Annotated in this window: 15 protein-coding genes; 4 read left to right on the forward strand and 11 right to left on the reverse strand. The window is 70.4% G+C overall.

Annotation, left to right across the window (positions count from 1 at the left end):
* Positions 1-35 precede the first annotated feature (35 nt).
* The 3 genes from JIW86_RS14745 to JIW86_RS14755 all read right to left on the reverse strand — a co-directional run bounded on the left by JIW86_RS14745 (position 36) and on the right by JIW86_RS14755 (position 4,068).
* Positions 36-2,543 carry an ATP-binding protein gene (locus tag JIW86_RS14745; protein WP_257554139.1) on the reverse strand — a complete coding sequence of 836 codons (2,508 nt, stop codon included), beginning with the start codon at positions 2,541-2,543 and terminating at the stop codon, positions 36-38.
* Between the two features lie 182 nt (positions 2,544-2,725).
* On the reverse strand, positions 2,726-3,049 hold the full coding sequence (locus JIW86_RS14750; protein WP_215148886.1) for an STAS domain-containing protein: 324 nt from the start codon (positions 3,047-3,049) through the stop codon (positions 2,726-2,728).
* Between the two features lie 170 nt (positions 3,050-3,219).
* Positions 3,220-4,068 carry a 3-hydroxyacyl-CoA dehydrogenase family protein gene (locus JIW86_RS14755; protein ID WP_215148884.1) on the reverse strand — a complete coding sequence of 283 codons (849 nt, stop codon included), beginning with the start codon at positions 4,066-4,068 and terminating at the stop codon, positions 3,220-3,222.
* 237 nt (positions 4,069-4,305) lie between these two features.
* Here JIW86_RS14755 and JIW86_RS14760 point away from each other — a divergent pair, with 237 nt between their 5' ends.
* Complete coding sequence (locus JIW86_RS14760) at positions 4,306-4,878, forward strand: cob(I)yrinic acid a,c-diamide adenosyltransferase (RefSeq protein WP_257554142.1); 573 nt, start codon at positions 4,306-4,308, stop codon at positions 4,876-4,878.
* Here JIW86_RS14760 and JIW86_RS14765 read toward each other — a convergent pair.
* Positions 4,875-5,447: a hypothetical protein gene (locus JIW86_RS14765; protein ID WP_257554144.1), complete on the reverse strand. Its 573-nt coding sequence runs from the start codon at positions 5,445-5,447 to the stop codon at positions 4,875-4,877. The two genes, JIW86_RS14760 and JIW86_RS14765, sit on opposite strands and share 4 nt — an antisense overlap.
* 167 nt (positions 5,448-5,614) lie before the next feature.
* On the opposite strand from JIW86_RS14765, the gene JIW86_RS14770 reads away from it, so the two are divergent.
* The 3 genes from JIW86_RS14770 (at position 5,615) to JIW86_RS14780 (ending at position 9,487) form a co-directional block, all read left to right on the forward strand.
* A complete protein-coding gene (locus JIW86_RS14770; RefSeq protein WP_257559326.1) occupies positions 5,615-6,796 on the forward strand; it encodes a sensor histidine kinase in 1,182 nt (393 codons plus the stop codon).
* On the forward strand, positions 6,793-7,437 hold the full coding sequence (locus tag JIW86_RS14775) for a response regulator (RefSeq protein WP_257554146.1): 645 nt from the start codon (positions 6,793-6,795) through the stop codon (positions 7,435-7,437). The genes JIW86_RS14770 and JIW86_RS14775 overlap by 4 nt, the downstream gene beginning before the upstream one ends.
* Before the next feature lie 109 nt (positions 7,438-7,546).
* Positions 7,547-9,487, forward strand: coding sequence for a glycosyl hydrolase family 18 protein (locus JIW86_RS14780; protein ID WP_416237568.1), 1,941 nt, complete (start codon positions 7,547-7,549; stop codon positions 9,485-9,487).
* A gap of 75 nt (positions 9,488-9,562) precedes the next feature.
* Here the strand turns inward: JIW86_RS14780 and JIW86_RS14785 are convergent, their stop codons facing one another.
* From JIW86_RS14785 to JIW86_RS14815, 7 genes are all read right to left on the reverse strand, one after another.
* Positions 9,563-10,009 (reverse strand): DUF2550 domain-containing protein, encoded by a 447-nt coding sequence (locus tag JIW86_RS14785; protein WP_257554150.1) that lies wholly within the window; start codon positions 10,007-10,009, stop codon positions 9,563-9,565.
* A 164-nt stretch (positions 10,010-10,173) separates the two neighbouring features.
* Entirely contained in the window at positions 10,174-10,545 is a 372-nt protein-coding gene (locus JIW86_RS14790; protein WP_031150521.1) for a F0F1 ATP synthase subunit epsilon, read from the reverse strand.
* Positions 10,546-10,710: 165 nt separating this feature from the next.
* Entirely contained in the window at positions 10,711-12,153 is a 1,443-nt protein-coding gene (atpD, locus tag JIW86_RS14795; protein WP_031150522.1) for a F0F1 ATP synthase subunit beta, read from the reverse strand.
* Complete coding sequence (locus JIW86_RS14800) at positions 12,153-13,070, reverse strand: F0F1 ATP synthase subunit gamma (protein WP_257554160.1); 918 nt, start codon at positions 13,068-13,070, stop codon at positions 12,153-12,155. Before JIW86_RS14800 ends, atpD begins: the two co-directional genes overlap by 1 nt.
* A gap of 20 nt (positions 13,071-13,090) precedes the next feature.
* Complete coding sequence (gene atpA, locus JIW86_RS14805) at positions 13,091-14,686, reverse strand: F0F1 ATP synthase subunit alpha (RefSeq protein ID WP_215148869.1); 1,596 nt, start codon at positions 14,684-14,686, stop codon at positions 13,091-13,093.
* Between the two features lie 129 nt (positions 14,687-14,815).
* Positions 14,816-15,631, reverse strand: coding sequence for a F0F1 ATP synthase subunit delta (locus JIW86_RS14810; RefSeq protein WP_257554166.1), 816 nt, complete (start codon positions 15,629-15,631; stop codon positions 14,816-14,818).
* Entirely contained in the window at positions 15,628-16,170 is a 543-nt protein-coding gene (locus JIW86_RS14815) for a F0F1 ATP synthase subunit B (RefSeq protein WP_215148865.1), read from the reverse strand. Before JIW86_RS14815 ends, JIW86_RS14810 begins: the two co-directional genes overlap by 4 nt.
* Between the last annotated feature and the right edge of the window lie 10 nt (positions 16,171-16,180).

Consider the following 16,180-nt stretch of genomic DNA (forward strand, 5'->3'; position numbering starts at 1 on the left):
GATGGCTCCGTCCCGAAGGACGGAGCCATCGGCGTTCACGGGCCGTCCCCCAGACTCCGTCCGGGGGTACCCCCAGCGGTGGCCGACGCCGTACCCGTACCCGTGCCCGAGGTGGCCGTCGGCGACGGCGGGGCGGTCTCCGTGGGCGTCGGGGACGCGGACGGCTCCGCGGAGGTCGGCGGCGGTGAGACCGACGAGGAGGTCGGCGGCTGCGGCGGGGTGGACTGCGGGCGGCGCGAGGGCGTACGGGACGGGGTACGGCCCGGGGTCGTCGGGGAGGTGGTCTCCCCCGGGGTGGCGGACTCCGAAGGCGGGGCCGCCGGGTCGGAGGGATCCGGTGCGGGATCGTTCCCGCTGGCCCCCGGCACCACCGGCGGAGCCGACCGCGTCTTGGTGCCCGAGACCGCCGGACTCTGCGCGGGCGGCGCCGAGGTGTCCGAAGAGCTCATCGCGAGGCTCACCACCGTGCCCAGCGCGACCACGGCGAGCGCGCCCGCCCCGGCCAGCAGCACCCGGCGCCGACGGGCGGCGCCGTCGTGAGCCGGCTGTGGGGCGGGACGGGGGGCCGGGGCGGCGGGCTCCGGCTTCGGCGAGATCGGGAAGGCGTCCTCGAACACCTCCGACAGGGTCGTGGGCGGCTCCTGACGCCGGATCACGGGCACTACCGGAGCCACCCGCGTCACGGCCTCCGACTTGGCGGAGGACACAGGGGCAGCAGGGGCCACGGGGGCAACGGGGGCTGCCACGGCCTTGGGGGCGGCCTGGCCGGGAAAGCCGGCCGCGGCGGCAGGCGGGGCCGGGGGCAGGGCCGCGGGCGCCGCAGCCGGGGGGAGGGCCGGCGCCTCCAGCCGCAGCGGCGGCGAAGCCGCCACCTCGGCGGCCTCCCGGTCCACTACCAGGGCCAGCGCCCTGCGGCCCGCCACGGTGCCCCGCTTGTCGGCCAGCGCCCCGCGCAGCCCGATCGAGGTCTCCAGCTCGGCCCGTGCCCGGTCCAGGCGTCCCTCGCACAGGGCGAGCACGCCGAGTTCGTGGTGGAAGTACGCCTGCTCGGCGACCTCCCCCGCCTTGCGCGCGGCCTCGGCGCCCGAGCGCAGCACCCGCTCCCACGCCTCCCAGTGCCGCGAGGCCGCGAACGCCGGGGCCGCCGTCCGCGCCAGCAGCACGGCCGCCACCACGTCCGCGCCGGACAGTGCGCAGAGCACCGCGTCCGCCTCGGCCGCGACCCTCTCCGGGGTCACCGAGGAGTGCCCGGTCCACCAGGCGTAGTGCCGGGCGGCCGTACGGGCCTCCTCGGCCGCGGTGTCCCCGTACCCGACCTCCTCCAGCTGCCGGGCGACGCCCGCGGCCAGCCGGTAGCGCGTGCCGACCGGTGTCAGCAGCCCGCAGTCCAGCAGTTCCGACACCGCCGAGTCGGCGTGGGTGTCCCCCACCAGGGCCGGCAGGTGCGCGTGGTGCGGAAGCTCCCCGCCGAGCGCGCAGGCGATCCGCAGGGCGGCACGCGCCGACTCGCTGACCCGCGAGGCCAGCAGCTCCGCGGGGGCCGCGCCCTCGGCGAGCGTCGGCAGCGGCACCTCCACGGCGTCGCGGGGGCGCTCGTCGAAGACGCCGGGCTCCTCCTCGTCGTCGTCCTCGGCGGTGTGGTTGAGCTCGTCCCGCTGCCGCAGCAGCGCGGCGGCCTGTACGAAGCGCAGCGGGAGCCCTTCGGAGGCGAAGCGCAGATCGGAAGCCCAGGCGGTCTCCAGGTCCGTCAGCGGCCGGCCGAGGCGCGTCTCCAGCAGCTCCAGGCAGTCGGCCTTCCCCAGCCCGCCGAGGAAGACCTCCTCGATGTGCGAGTCGTCGGAGGGAGAGCGGGTTTCGGGGGTCGCGGCCAGCAGATACGCGCACTCGGGCGTGGCGTGCAGCAGCTCGTCGAGGGCGGGCCCGCCCATCTCCAGGTCGTCGAGGAGGACGATGGCGCCGATGTCCCGTACGCGGGCCAGCAGTTCGATCCGGTCGGGCCGCTGGTCCGAGGCCTCGTACACCGTCGCGTACAGCGCCTGGAGCAGCTCGGCGGGCTGCTGGTGCCCGTGGCCGGAGAGCCGTACGACGCCATCGGGGGCCAGGCCCGCGCAGTGGGCGGCCACCGCGTCGAGCAGCGCGGTGCGGCCGGAGCCTGAGGGTCCGGTCAGGCGTACGGACCGCCCCCGGCCCAGCAGCCGTACGAGTCGCTCCCGCTCCTCCTCGCGCTCCAGCAGCGGCCGGGCGGGTACGGGAGGGCCTGGCAGGACGGGCGGCCGGGCGGCGGCGGCCCGGGCGGTGCGGGCGGCCGCGTCGCGCTTGGCGGGGCGGCCGGGGCGCGTGCCGGGCCGGAGCGGCTCGATCTCGCTGCCGTCGACCGGGTTGACGGTGAGCGTGAACTCGCCTGCGGTGAGGGTGACGACCCGGGCGGGCCCCACGGGCGCCGGTGCGGGCGCGTGCCCGGCCTTCGCGGGCAGCGCGGGCGGCAGCCCGGCGGCACCCCCGGACTGCTCCTCCGGATCGGCCTGCCCCTGTATGTGGTCCATGACCAAGTCCCCCGATCGCGCCGTGCGCCTCGCCGTCGTACCGCCCGGCCTTCGCACACGCCGCTGCCGCTACTGGTCCGGTTTCCGCCCGAACCCTAGACCGTGGCCGGTCGTGCGGGGAACCGCGGGGGTGCCATCACCACCGGACCGTTACGTTTCCGCAGGAAAACGGAACGCCAGATTCACACCCGGGGCAGGGACTCCGCTTCCAGTCCGCCCTCGATCGCGAGGATCCGGTGCAGCCGGGTGGCCACGAGCAGCCGCTGCATCTGCGGCGGCACCCCGCGCAGTACGAGGCGCCGTCCGGTCCGGCCGGCCCTGCGGTGCGCGCCCATGATCACGCCGAGGCCGGTCGCGTCCCAGGAGTCGAGCCCGGTGAGGTCGAGCACGAGGTCGCCGTGGCCGTCGTCGAGGGCGGTGTGGAGGACCGTACGGGCGTCCGCCGCGCTGCGCACGTCGAGGCGACCCCCGACGACGAGTTCGGCGTGGTCGCCCCTGATGTGCATGTGTACTCCCGGCGGTACTGCGTACGTATGGTCCGACTGGTCCGTGGTCGGCAACTCTCACTGCAACTGACTGCCGCACGGGCAGGGAAGTTGCCGACCGTGAGCGAACCGATACCTAATTCACCCTGAAGGGTGAGGGCATTCGAACGATGGCGCTCAGTGGTAAGGCCTCAGTGCTTGTAGAAGCCCTGTCCGCTCTTGCGGCCGATGTCCCCGGCGTCCACCATCCGGCGCATCAGCTCCGGCGGCGCGAACTTCTCGTCCTGGGACTCGGTGTAGATGTTGCTCGTGGCGTGCAGCAGGATGTCGACGCCCGTGAGGTCGGCGGTGGCCAGCGGGCCCATCGCGTGCCCGAAGCCCAGCTTGCACGCGATGTCGATGTCCTCGGCGGAAGCCACGCCGGATTCGTACAGCTTTGCGGCCTCGACGACCAGCGCGGAGATCAGACGGGTCGTCACGAAACCGGCGACGTCGCGGTTGACGACGATGCAGGTCTTGCCGACGGACTCGGCGAACGCGCGGGTGGTGGCCAGGGTTTCGTCGCTCGTCTTGTAGCCGCGGACGAGCTCGCAGAGCTGCATCATCGGAACGGGCGAGAAGAAGTGCGCGCCGACGACCCGCTCCGGACGCTCCGTCACGGCCGCGATCTTGGTGATCGGGATGGCGGAGGTGTTGGAGGCGAGGATCGTGTCCTCACGGACGATCTTGTCGAGGGCACGGAAGATCTCGTGCTTGATCTCGATCTTCTCGAAGGCGGCCTCGACCACGATGTCGACGTCGGCGACGGCGTCGAGGTCGGTCGTGGTCGTGATGCGCGCGAGGGCCGCCTCGGCGTCCTCGGCCGAGAGCTTGCCCTTGGAGACGAACTTGTCGTACGAGGCCTTGATCCCGTCCGTGCCACGGGTCAGCGCGGCGTCGGTGACATCGCGCAGGACGACGTCCCAGCCCGCCTGCGCGGAGACCTGAGCGATCCCGGACCCCATCAAGCCGGCACCGATGACGGCAAGCTTCCCAGCCACTGCACACCCCTCTGTTCTTGAAAAGGCCCAGTCGCGAAAGGGCCCGGGCTCTAAAGCCCGGTCAAGGCCCGGTCGCGAAACGGCCCAGTCTCGTAGCCACTCCGGCGGAGACTAGCGCCCGGCCGGTGCGGTGTGACCGTGAAGTAACACGCGTCACGTCTCAGATGACGGACATCACACCGGGACGGCCCAGCAGTGCGGCGGATGCCCGCAGTTGGCCCGGACTACGCTGGCGGCATGGTGAACCTCACGCGCATCTACACCCGTACCGGCGACAAGGGCACGACCGCGCTCGGCGACATGAGCCGCACGGCCAAGACCGATCTGCGGATCTCCGCGTACGCCGACACCAACGAGGCCAACGCGGCCATCGGGACGGCGATCGCGCTCGGCAGCCTGCCGGAAGAGGTCGTAAAGGTCCTGGTTCGGGTGCAGAACGACCTGTTCGACGTGGGTGCGGACCTGTGCACCCCGGTGGTCGAGAACCCGCAGTACCCGCCGCTCCGCGTGGAGCAGTTCTACGTCGACAAGCTGGAGGCGGACTGCGACGTCTTCAACGAGGAGCTGGAGAAGCTGCGCAGCTTCATCCTCCCCGGCGGCACCCCCGGCGCCGCCCTCCTGCACCAGGCCTGCACGGTGGTCCGGCGCGCCGAGCGCTCCACCTGGTCGGCCCTGGAGGTGCACGGCGAGGTGATGAACCCGCTGACCGCCACCTACCTGAACCGCCTGTCCGACCTCCTGTTCATCCTGGCCCGTACGGCCAACAAGGAGGTCGGGGACGTGCTGTGGGTGCCGGGCGGCGAGCGCTAGCGCTCCGTCCCGGCGAGCGCGGGCCGCTCCTCGGCGCCCGCCGGGGCCTTCTTCGGCCACACCGTGTAGGCGACGGCGATCAGGGCGTGGATGCCCACCGCCCGCAGGGCGCCGAACTGCCACGCCTTGAGCGAGCTGACGTCGCCCGCGTCGCCCACGTACCAGATCGCGATCTGGAGCAGGGCGAGGGCGACGGCCGCGGCGATGATGGTCCGGATCCACAGCTTCCACTCGTGGACGGCCCGCGCCTTCCCGTATCCGGCACCGGCCGGCTTGGGTCCGCCGGCCAGCCGGTGCGCGGCGTGGCCGTCGAGCCACTTGATCGTGTAGTGGCCGTAGGCGACGGTGTAGCCGATGTACAGGGCGGCGAGGCCGTGCTTCCAGTCCGGCTCGGCTCCGTTCTTGAGGTCCAGTGTGGTGACCACCAGCAGGACCAGCTCCATCAGCGGCTCGCACAGCAGGACCGCCGCGCCCAGCCTCGGCATCTTCGCCAGGTAGCGCAGGGCCAGGCCGAGGGCCAGCAGTACCCAGAAGCCGACCTCACAGGCGATGATCAGCGCGACGATCACGGGACTCTCCGTTCCGCTCGGGTGTGCGACGTACTCCCAGACTCCCGGCAGGCCGGGCCCGATGCGTCGTCACCACTGACGACCTGCGACTGCATCCTTCGATGTACTGACAACTCGGCCTCTCCGCCGAGGTCGGCGCCCCGCGCACCCTGTTGGATGGGATCGTGATCACGAAGAGCCTGCGCCCCCACCGCCACGACGTCATCCTCGCCGTGGCCGGCCTCCTCGTGGGCCTGGTGATGTGGTCGCTGGGCATCTACAGCAGCTCGAACCGGCACCTCCTGCCCGCATGGGCCGCCCTGGTCCCCCTCGTGGTCCTCAGCGCGATGGAGCTGCTGCGCCGTTCCATGCCCTCGGTGGCCCTGGCCGTCGGCACCCTCGGCGTGATCGCCAACGAGTTCACGGTCGGCAGCCTCACCACCGTCCTGATCTTCACCGACCTGATGTACGCAGCCGTCGTCTACGGCAAGCCCGCCACGGCCCGGCGGCTCCCGGTGAGCACCGGTCTGATCACCGTGGCCGTCACCATCGGCTTCCTGGCCTGGCTGCGCACCCCGGAAGCCCTGCTGATCGGCGTGGTCACCGGCCTCGTCAGTTTCGCCCCGGCCCTGACCGGAGCCACCCTGCGCAACCACCGCGAGGCCGCCGTGGCCGCCCGGCTGCGAGCCGAGCAGACCGCGCTGCTGGCCGAGATGGACCGGAGCCAGGCGGTCGCCGCCGAGCGCGCCCGGATGGCCCGGGAGCTGCACGACATGGTGGCCAACCACCTCTCCGCGATCGCCATCCACTCCACGGCCGCGCTCTCCATCGACCGGGCCGACACCAGCCGTGACGCCCTCGGGGTGATCCGGGAGAACAGCGTCCAGGGCCTGGCCGAGATGCGCCGGCTGATCGGGCTGCTGCGGGACGCCGGGGCGGAGCAGGAGGCCGTGGCCGTGCCCTCGCTCGACGGCTTGGAGGCCCTGCTCGGCCAGGCCCGTACCAATGGCTCGGCCAGCGGGCTGCAGTTCGTACTCCACGACGACCGGCCACCGGGGGAACGGGTACCGGCCCCGGTGGAGCTGGCCGCGTACCGGATCCTCCAGGAGTCGCTGACCAATGCCCTCAAGCACGGGGTGGCGGGCACGGTCACGGTCCGCGTGGCCCGGGCGGACGGGCAGCTGACCGTGGCGGTGGACTCCCCCTACGGGGAACGCCCCGGCCCGCGGGCCCCCGGCTCCGGCGCCGGGCTGATCGGCATGCGGGAGCGGGTGGAGCTGCTGGGCGGGGAGTTCTCGGCGGGCCGGACCGGCGAATTGTGGCGGGTGCGGGCAACGCTGCCCGCGGAGGAAGGGGCGGTGGAGGCATGACCATCAGCGTGGTGGTGGCGGAGGACCAGAGCGCGGTGCGGGCCGGGCTGGTGCTCATCCTGGGCAGTGCGGACGGCATCGAGGTGGTGGGCGAGGCGGCCGACGGGGAGGAGGCGGTGCGCCTCGCCCGGGAGCTGCGGCCAAATCTGGTCCTCATGGACGTGCAGATGCCGAAGCTCGACGGGGTGTCCGCGACCCGCCAGGTGGTCGCGGAAGGGCTGGCCGATGTCCTGGTGCTGACCACCTTCGACCTCGACGAGTACGTCTTCGGGGCGCTGCGGGCGGGGGCCTCGGGCTTCCTCCTGAAGAACGCGGAGGCCTCCGAGCTGATCGAGGCGGTACGGACGGTCGCGCGCGGGGAGGGTCTGATCGCCCCGGCGGTGACCCGGCGGCTGATCGCCGAGTTCGCGACTCCGGCGCGCCCGGCCCGGCCTGCCGCCCCGCCGGCCCTGGAGACGCTGACCCGCCGCGAGCGCGAGGTGCTGTCCTGCCTGGGCGAGGGCCTGTCGAACGCGGAGATCGCCGTGCGCCTGGAGATGGCGGAGGCGACGGTGAAGACGCACGTCAGCAGGCTGCTGGGGAAGCTGGAGCTGCGCAGCCGGGTCCAAGCCGCCGTAATGGCGCAGGAGTTGGGCCTCTAGCCCGCGCCATCCGGCACCCCGCCGGGGGAAGTTCCGGCATGAGGTCTGGACCTCTTGACGCTTGGTCCAGACCTTTCTACTCTCACCGCAACACTGTGGTGAGCGTGCCATGACAAAGCGTGCTCACGGGCGGCGCAGGTCCCACCCCCATGTCGAGTCGGCCCCACGACCACGACGGACCTACGGAGGATCACCCTTGAGCACAGCATCCCCACCCCGTACCAGGCGTACCCGGTTCTTCACGCGGGTCGCGGCGATCGTGGCCGCCCTCGCCCTGCCCGTCACCGGGCTCGTCGTGCTGGCAGGCCCCGCCCAGGCCGCCACGTCCGCGACCGCGACGTACACCAAGGTCTCCGACTGGGGCACCGGCTTCGAGGGCAAGTGGACGGTGAAGAACACCGGCACCACCACCATCACCTCGTGGACCGTCGAGTGGGACTACCCGGCCGGCACCTCGGTCACCTCCGCCTGGGACGCCACCGTCACCAGCTCCGGCACCCACTGGACCGGCAAGAACGTCGGCTGGAACGGCACCCTCGCCCCCGGCGGCAGCGCCAGCTTCGGGTTCAACGGCGCCGGCAGCGGCTCCCCCAGCGGCTGCAAGATCAACGGCGCTTCCTGTGACGGCTCCCAGCCGGGCGACACTCCCCCCACCGCGCCCGGCACCCCCACCGCGGGCAACGTCACCGAGACCTCGCTGACCCTGAGCTGGTCCGCGGCCACCGACGACAAGGGCGTCAAGAACTACGACGTCTACCGCGGCGGCGCCAAGATCGCGACCGTCACGGGCACCAGCTACGGCGACTCCGGCCTGACCAAGGGCACGACGTACAACTACACCGTCACCGCCCGCGACACGATCGACCAGACCGGCCCGTCCTCCGGCGGCCTGTCGGTGACCACCCTCGGCGGCACCATCCCGCCCCCGGACCCGGGCGGCAAGGTCAAGCTCGGCTACTTCACCGAGTGGGGCATCTACGGCCGCAACTACCACGTGAAGAACCTGGTCACGTCGGGCACGGCGAGCAAGATCACCCACATCAACTACGCCTTCGGCAACGTCCAGAACGGCCAGTGCACCATCGGTGACGCCTTCGCCGACTACGACAAGGCCTACACCGCCGACCAGAGCGTCGACGGCGTGGCCGACACCTGGGACCAGCCGCTGCGCGGCAACTTCAACCAGCTGCGCAAGCTGAAGAAGGCCTACCCGAACATCAAGATCCTGTGGTCCTTCGGCGGCTGGACCTGGTCCGGCGGATTCCCGCAGGCCGCGGCCAACCCGACCGCCTTCGCCCAGTCCTGCTACAACCTGGTCGAGGACCCGCGCTGGGCCGATGTCTTCGACGGGATCGACCTGGACTGGGAGTACCCGAACGCCTGCGGTCTGTCCTGCGACACCAGCGGCGCGGCCGCGTTCAAGAACCTGATGCAGGCGACCCGCGCCAAGTTCGGCGCGAACAACCTGGTCACCGCGGCCATCACCGCCGACGCCTCCAGCGGCGGCAAGATCGACGCGGCCGACTACGGCGGCGCCGCCCAGTACGTCGACTTCTACAACGTCATGACGTACGACTTCTTCGGCGCGTGGGCGGCGCAGGGCCCGACGGCCCCGCACTCCCCGCTCACCTCCTACACCGGCATCCCGCAGGCCGGCTTCAACTCGGCCGACGCCATCGCCAAGCTCAAGGCCAAGGGCGTGGCCGGCTCGAAGCTCAACCTCGGCATCGGCTTCTACGGCCGCGGCTGGACCGGCGTCACCCAGGCCGCACCCGGCGGCACGGCCACCGGACCGGCGGCGGGCACCTACGAGCAGGGCATCGAGGACTACAAGGTGCTCAAGAACAGCTGCCCGGCCACCGGCACCATCGCCGGCACGGCCTACGCCAAGTGCGGCAGCAACTGGTGGAGCTACGACACCCCCGCCACCATCGCCGGGAAGATGACCTGGACCAAGCAGCAGGGCCTCAGGGGAGCCTTCTTCTGGGAGTTCAGCGGCGACACCGGCAACGGTGAGCTCGCGAACGCGATCCACACCGGGCTCCAGTAGCAAGACCGAAGCCGGGGAGAAGGGTCCGCCCCCGCCTCCCCGGCTTCTTCACGTCTGAAATACGTCCGGAATACCTCAGGCCACGTTCACCCTTTGCCCGGGCGGCGCCGCCTCCAGCCACGCCAGGAAGCCGGTCAGCGCGTCCTCGCTCATCGCCAGCTCCAGGCGGGTCCCCCGGTGGACACAGCCGAGCACGACGGCATCGGAGAGCAGGGCCAGCTCCTCCTCGCCCTCCGGGGCCCGGCGGGCGACGACCTCGATGGAGGAACGCTCCAGCAGCCGGCGCGGGCGCGGGGAGTACGAGAACACCCGGAACCATTCGATCCGGTCGCCGCTGTAGCGCGCGACCCCGTACACCCAGCCCTTGCCCGAGGTGTCTGCCTCCTCGGGCACCCCCCAGCGCATGCTGCAGTCGAAGGTGCCGCCGGACCGCTGGATGAGTCTGCGGCGCAGTCCGAAGACAAACAGCCCGATCACCACCAGGGCTACGACCAGGCCGCTCACAAGCAGAGCGAGGAGCATCTTCACCGACCTCCTCGCTCATCGAATACCGCATGCCAAAAAAACGACCTGCATCGCCTCAGCCGCGACCCGGTCTGGAAAACTCCAGAACGGACCGCGGCTGAGGTCTGCCGTGCCCCGGAGGTCGCCCCCCGGAACTCAGCGGTTCAAACTCCGACGGGTGTTCAGCCCGTTACGGCGCGCAGCCGGACATCCGCGCGACGCTCGGCGGCCGCATCGGCCTCCGACTTCGCGCGCTCCAGTGCCCGCTCCGCACGCTGGACGTCGATCTCGTCCGCGAGCTCGGCGATCTCGGCCAGCAGGGACAGCTTGTTGTCCGCGAACGAGATGAAACCGCCGTGCACCGCCGCGACGACAGTGTCGCCCCCGCTGGTACGGATGGTCACAGGGCCCGATTCCAGCACACCGAGAAGCGGCTGGTGACCGGGCATGACGCCGATGTCGCCGGACGTGGTGCGGGCGACAACAAGGGTGGCCTCGCCGGACCAGACATTGCGGTCCGCCGCGACCAGCTCGACGTGCAGCTCAGCAGCCAAGGTGGCTCCTCGGGTCACCACCCGGCGGGTCGGCCGGGTGTTGGGTCAAATTCTAATGGGCGTGGGGAGAGGGACGGGACATACCCGCCCCTCTCCGTCTGCAGACACTGTCAGCGTTCGCTGGTGGCCTGCGAACCGGATGCGCTCCTCGCGGAGCGCGCCGGATCAGGAGACGCCCAGCTCCTTGGCGTTGGCCTTCAGGTCCTCGATGCCACCGCACAGGAAGAACGCCTGCTCGGGGAAGTGGTCGTAGTCACCGTCGCAGATCGCGTTGAACGCGGTGATCGACTCTTCGAGCGGAACGTCCGAACCGTCCACACCGGTGAACTGCTTCGCCACGTGGGTGTTCTGCGACAGGAAGCGCTCGACACGACGGGCACGGTGGACAACGAGCTTGTCCTCCTCGCCCAGCTCGTCGATACCGAGGATCGCGATGATGTCCTGGAGGTCCTTGTACTTCTGGAGGATCCCCTTGACGCGCATCGCCGTGGCGTAGTGGTCCGCCGCGATGTACCGCGGGTCGAGGATGCGGGACGTCGAGTCCAGCGGGTCCACGGCCGGGTAGATGCCCTTCTCGGAGATCGGACGGGAAAGAACCGTCGTCGCGTCGAGGTGGGCGAAGGTGGTCGCCGGCGCCGGGTCGGTCAGGTCGTCCGCGGGGACGTAGATCGCCTGCATCGAGGTGATCGAGTGACCACGGGTCGAGGTGATGCGCTCCTGCAGCAGACCCATCTCGTCAGCCAGGTTCGGCTGGTAACCCACGGCGGACGGCATGCGGCCCAGAAGGGTCGACACCTCCGAACCGGCCTGGGTGTAACGGAAGATGTTGTCGATGAAGAAGAGCACGTCCTGCTTCTGCACATCGCGGAAGTACTCCGCCATGGTCAGACCGGCAAGCGCGACGCGCAGACGGGTGCCCGGGGGCTCGTCCATCTGGCCGAAGACAAGCGCCGTCTTGTCGATGACGCCCGAGTCGGCCATTTCCTCGATGAGGTCGTTGCCCTCACGGGTACGCTCACCGACGCCCGCGAAGACCGACACACCGTCGTGGTTGTTGGCGACGCGGTAGATCATTTCCTGGATCAGAACGGTCTTGCCGACACCGGCACCACCGAACAGACCGATCTTTCCACCCTTGACGTACGGGGTGAGAAGGTCGATGACCTTGACGCCGGTCTCGAACATCTCGGTCTTCGACTCGAGCTCGTCGAAGCGAGGCGCCTTGCGGTGGATCGGCCAGCGCTCGGTGACGTTGGCGTTCTCCTCCGGGTAGTTCAGCACCTCACCGAGGGTGTTGAACACCTTGCCCTTGGTGAAGTCACCGACGGGGACGGTGATGCCCTCGCCCGTGTCGGTCACCGGGGCCTGGCGGACCAGGCCGTCGGTCGGCTGCATCGAGATGGTACGGACGATGCCGTCACCCAGGTGCTGCGCGACCTCGAGGGTCAGGGTCTTCAGCGCGCCGTCCTGGGCCGGGTCTGCGACCTGGACCTTGAGGGCGTTGTAGATCTCGGGCATGGCGTCGACGGGGAACTCCACGTCGACGACCGGGCCGATGACCCGGGCGACGCGGCCCGTGGCGGCGGCCGTCTCAACAGTGGTCGTCATTACTTGTCACTCCCCGCGGTCGCGTCAGCCATGGCGCTCGCGCCACCGACGATCTCGCTGATTTCCTGGGTGATTTCGGCCTGGCGGGCCGCGTTGGCAAGCCGGGAGAGGCTCTTGATGAGGTCTCCGGCGTTGTCGGTCGCCGACTTCATCGCGCGGCGGCGGGCGGCGTGCTCGGAAGCGGCCGACTGCAGCAGTGCGTTGTAGATACGGCTCTCGACGTAGCGCGGCAGAAGGGCGTCGAGGACGTCCTCCGCCGACGGCTCGAAGTCGAACAGCGGAAGGATCTCGCCCTTCGCGCCGTCCTCCTCCTCTGCCTTGTCGAGGCTGAGCGGCAGCATCCGGCCGTCGACCGCGTTCTGCGTCATCATCGACACGAATTCCGTGAAGACGACGTGCAGCTCGTCGACGCCGCCCTCGGCCGTGTCCAGCTGGATGGCCTCGATCAGCGGTCCGGCGACGCGCTTGGCGTCGGCGTAGGCCGGGCTGTCGGTGAAGCCGGTCCACGAATCCGCGACCTTGCGCTCGCGGAACCCGAAGTAGGCGACACCCTTGCGGCCGACGATGTACGTGTCGACCTCCTTGCCCTCAGCGCGCAGCCGCTCGGTGAGCCGCTCCGCCTGCTTGATGGCGTTCGAGGAGTAGCCGCCGGCCAGACCGCGGTCGCTCGTGATGAGCAGGATCGCGGCACGGGTCGGCTGCTCGACCTCGGTCGTCAGGGCGTGCTTGGTGTTCGAACCGGTCGCCACCGCGGTCACCGCACGGGTGAGCTCGGTCGCGTACGGCATCGACGCCGCCACCTTGCGCTGCGCCTTGACGATGCGCGAGGCGGCGATCATCTCCATCGCCTTGGTGATCTTCTTGGTCGCCGTGATGGCACGGATGCGACGCTTGTAGACCCGGAGCTGCGCTCCCATGAGTCAGGTCCCTTCCGTCGTCACTTGGAGACGTTGACGGCCGGTGCGTCCTCGCCCAGGAGCTTGCCGTCCGAGGTCTCGAACTGGCGCTTGAAGCCGGCGATGGCGTCCGCGATCGACGTCAGGGTGTCGTCCGACATCTTGCCGCCGTCGGCGATGGAGGTGAGGAGGTCCTTGCGCTCGCGGCGCAGGTGCTCCAGCAGCTCCGACTCGAAGCGACGGATGTCGTTGACCGGAACGTCGTCCATCTTGCCGGTGGTGCCGGCCCAGACGGAGACGACCTGCTCCTCGACGGGCATCGGCTGGTACTGGCCCTGCTTCAGCAGCTCGACCAGACGCTTGCCGCGCTCCAGCGAAGCCTTCGAAGCGGCGTCCAGGTCGGAACCGAAGGCGGCGAACGCCTCCAGCTCGCGGTACTGGGCGAGGTCCAGGCGCAGACGGCCGGAAACCTGCTTCATGGCCTTGTGCTGGGCCGAGCCACCGACGCGGGAGACCGAGATACCGACGTTCAGCGCCGGGCGCTGGCCCGCGTTGAACAGGTCGGACTCCAGGAAGCACTGGCCGTCGGTGATGGAGATGACGTTGGTCGGGATGAACGCCGACACGTCGTTCGCCTTGGTCTCGACGATCGGCAGACCGGTCATCGAACCGGCACCCATGTCGTCGGAGAGCTTCGCGCAGCGCTCCAGCAGACGGGAGTGCAGGTAGAAGACGTCGCCCGGGTAGGCCTCGCGGCCCGGCGGGCGGCGCAGCAGCAGCGACACGGCGCGGTAGGCGTCGGCCTGCTTCGACAGGTCGTCGAAGATGATCAGGACGTGCTTGCCGGCGTACATCCAGTGCTGGCCGATGGCGGAACCGGTGTACGGCGCCAGGTACTTGAAGCCGGCCGGGTCGGACGCCGGGGCGGCGACGATCGTCGTGTACTCGAGCGCGCCGGCGTCTTCCAGGGCGCCGCGAACGGACGCGATGGTCGAGCCCTTCTGGCCGATGGCGACGTAGATGCAGCGAACCTGCTTGTTCACGTCGCCGGAGCGCCAGTTGTCGCGCTGGTTGATGATCGTGTCGACGGCCAGAGCGGTCTTACCCGTCTGACGGTCGCCGATGATCAGCTGACGCTGGCCGCGGCCGACCGGCACCATCGCGTCGATGGCCTTGTAGCCGGTCTGCATCGGCTCGTGGACCGACTTGCGGACCATGACGCCGGGGGCCTGCAGCTCGAGGGCGCGGCGGCCCTCGGTCGCGATCTCGCCGAGACCGTCGATCGGGTTGCCGAGCGGGTCGACAACGCGGCCGAGGTAACCCTCGCCGACGCCTACGGAGAGCACCTCACCGGTGCGCTGCACCGGCTGGCCCTCCTCGATACCGCTGAACTCGCCGAGGACGACCGCACCGATCTCGCGCTCCTCGAGGTTGAGGGCGAGACCGAGGGTGCCGTCCTCGAACTTCAGCAGCTCGTTCGCCATGGCGGAGGGCAGGCCCTCCACCTTCGCGATGCCGTCGCCGGCAACGCTGACCGTTCCGACCTCCTCGCGCGAGGCCGCGTCCGGCTGGTACGACTGGACAAAGTTCTCCAGTGCGTCCCGGATCTCCTCCGGCCGGATCGTGAGCTCCGCCATCTGGGTTCCCTGCTCTCCTTGTTGGGCCTGAAGCTTCTTAGGGGTCTGGGGGCGACCCCCAGGAATCTTCTGCAAGTTCTGCACGGCCCAACCGGGCCGCTAGGAATGCGTTGTTCTATTGGTGGCTGGTCAGCCGGCCATGCGGCGGGACGCCTCTGCGAGGCGGTCCGCGATGGTGCCGTCGATGACCTCGTCGCCGACTCGCACCGAGATCCCGCCGAGGACCTCGGGGTCCACGTCGAGGTTCAGGTGCATCTGGCGGCCGTACAGCTTGGCCAGCACCGCGCCGAGACGCTGCTTCTGCACGTCGCTGAGCGGAACCGCGCTGGTCACGGTGGCGACCATGCGGTCACGGCGCTCGGCGGCGAGCTTGGAAAGGGACTCGAGTCCCGCTTCCAGGCTACGTCCACGCGGGTGCGTGACAAGACGGATCACCAGGCGCTCGGTGACGGCGTTCACCTTGCCGCCGAGCAGGCTGCGCAGCAGCTCGCTCTTGGCGGAGCCGGTGGCCGCGCGGTCGGTCAGCGCGGAACGCAGCTCGGTGCTCGAGGAGACGATCCGGCCGAAGCGGAAGATCTCGTCCTCGACGTTGTCGAGAGCGCCCGTCTGCTGGGCCGCCGTGAGGTCGGCGGTGGCCGCCAGCTCCTCCAGCGAGTCCACCAGGTCACGGGACTGCGACCAGCGGGACCGGGCCATGCCGGACACCAGGTCGAGGGTTTCCCCGCCGACCTGACCGCCGAGCAGCCGAGCGACGAGCTCGGCCTTGGCCTCGCCGGACTGCGCCGGGTCCGTGATGACCCGACGCAGCGAGACCTCACGGTCGAGCAGCGCGGTGACGGCAGCCAGCTCACCGGCGAGCTTCGCCGCGTCGACGGACGTGTTGTCCGTCAGCGCGTCGAGACGCTCGCGCGCGGAGGCCAGCGCCTCGCGGCTCGCTCCGTTCATCGGGCCGCCTCGGCCTTCTCCTCGAGCTCGCTGAGGAAACGGTCGATCGTGCGGCTCTGTCGGGCGGCGTCCTCGAGGGACTCGCCGACGAGCTTTCCGGCCAGGTCGGTGGCGAGCTTGCCAACGTCCTGACGCAGCGCCTGAGAGGCGGCCTTACGGTCGGCCGCGATCTGGGCGTGGCCGGCAGCGATGATCTCCTCACGCTGCCGCTGGCCCTCTGCGCGCAGTTCTTCCTTGAGCGCAGTGCCCTGCTCCAGCGCTTCCTGGCGCAGGCGCGCGGCCTCGTGCCGGGCTTCGGCGAGCTGGGCCTTGTACTGCTCCAGGACGCTCTGAGCCTCGGTCTGAGCGGCTTCTGCCTTTTCGATACCGCCTTCGATCGCCGCGTGACGCTCGTCCAGAACCTTGTTGATGTTCGGGAGGAGCTTCTTCGCGAGGAAGCCGAAGACGATGACGAAGGCCAACAGACCGATGACGAGCTCGGGGATCGGCGGGACGAGGGGGTTACCCGGCTCCTCGGCCGCGAGAACCAGGAGGTTCACATCAGTGCCT

This window comes from Streptomyces sp. NBC_00162 (assembly GCF_024611995.1).
Classification (GTDB): domain Bacteria; phylum Actinomycetota; class Actinomycetes; order Streptomycetales; family Streptomycetaceae; genus Streptomyces.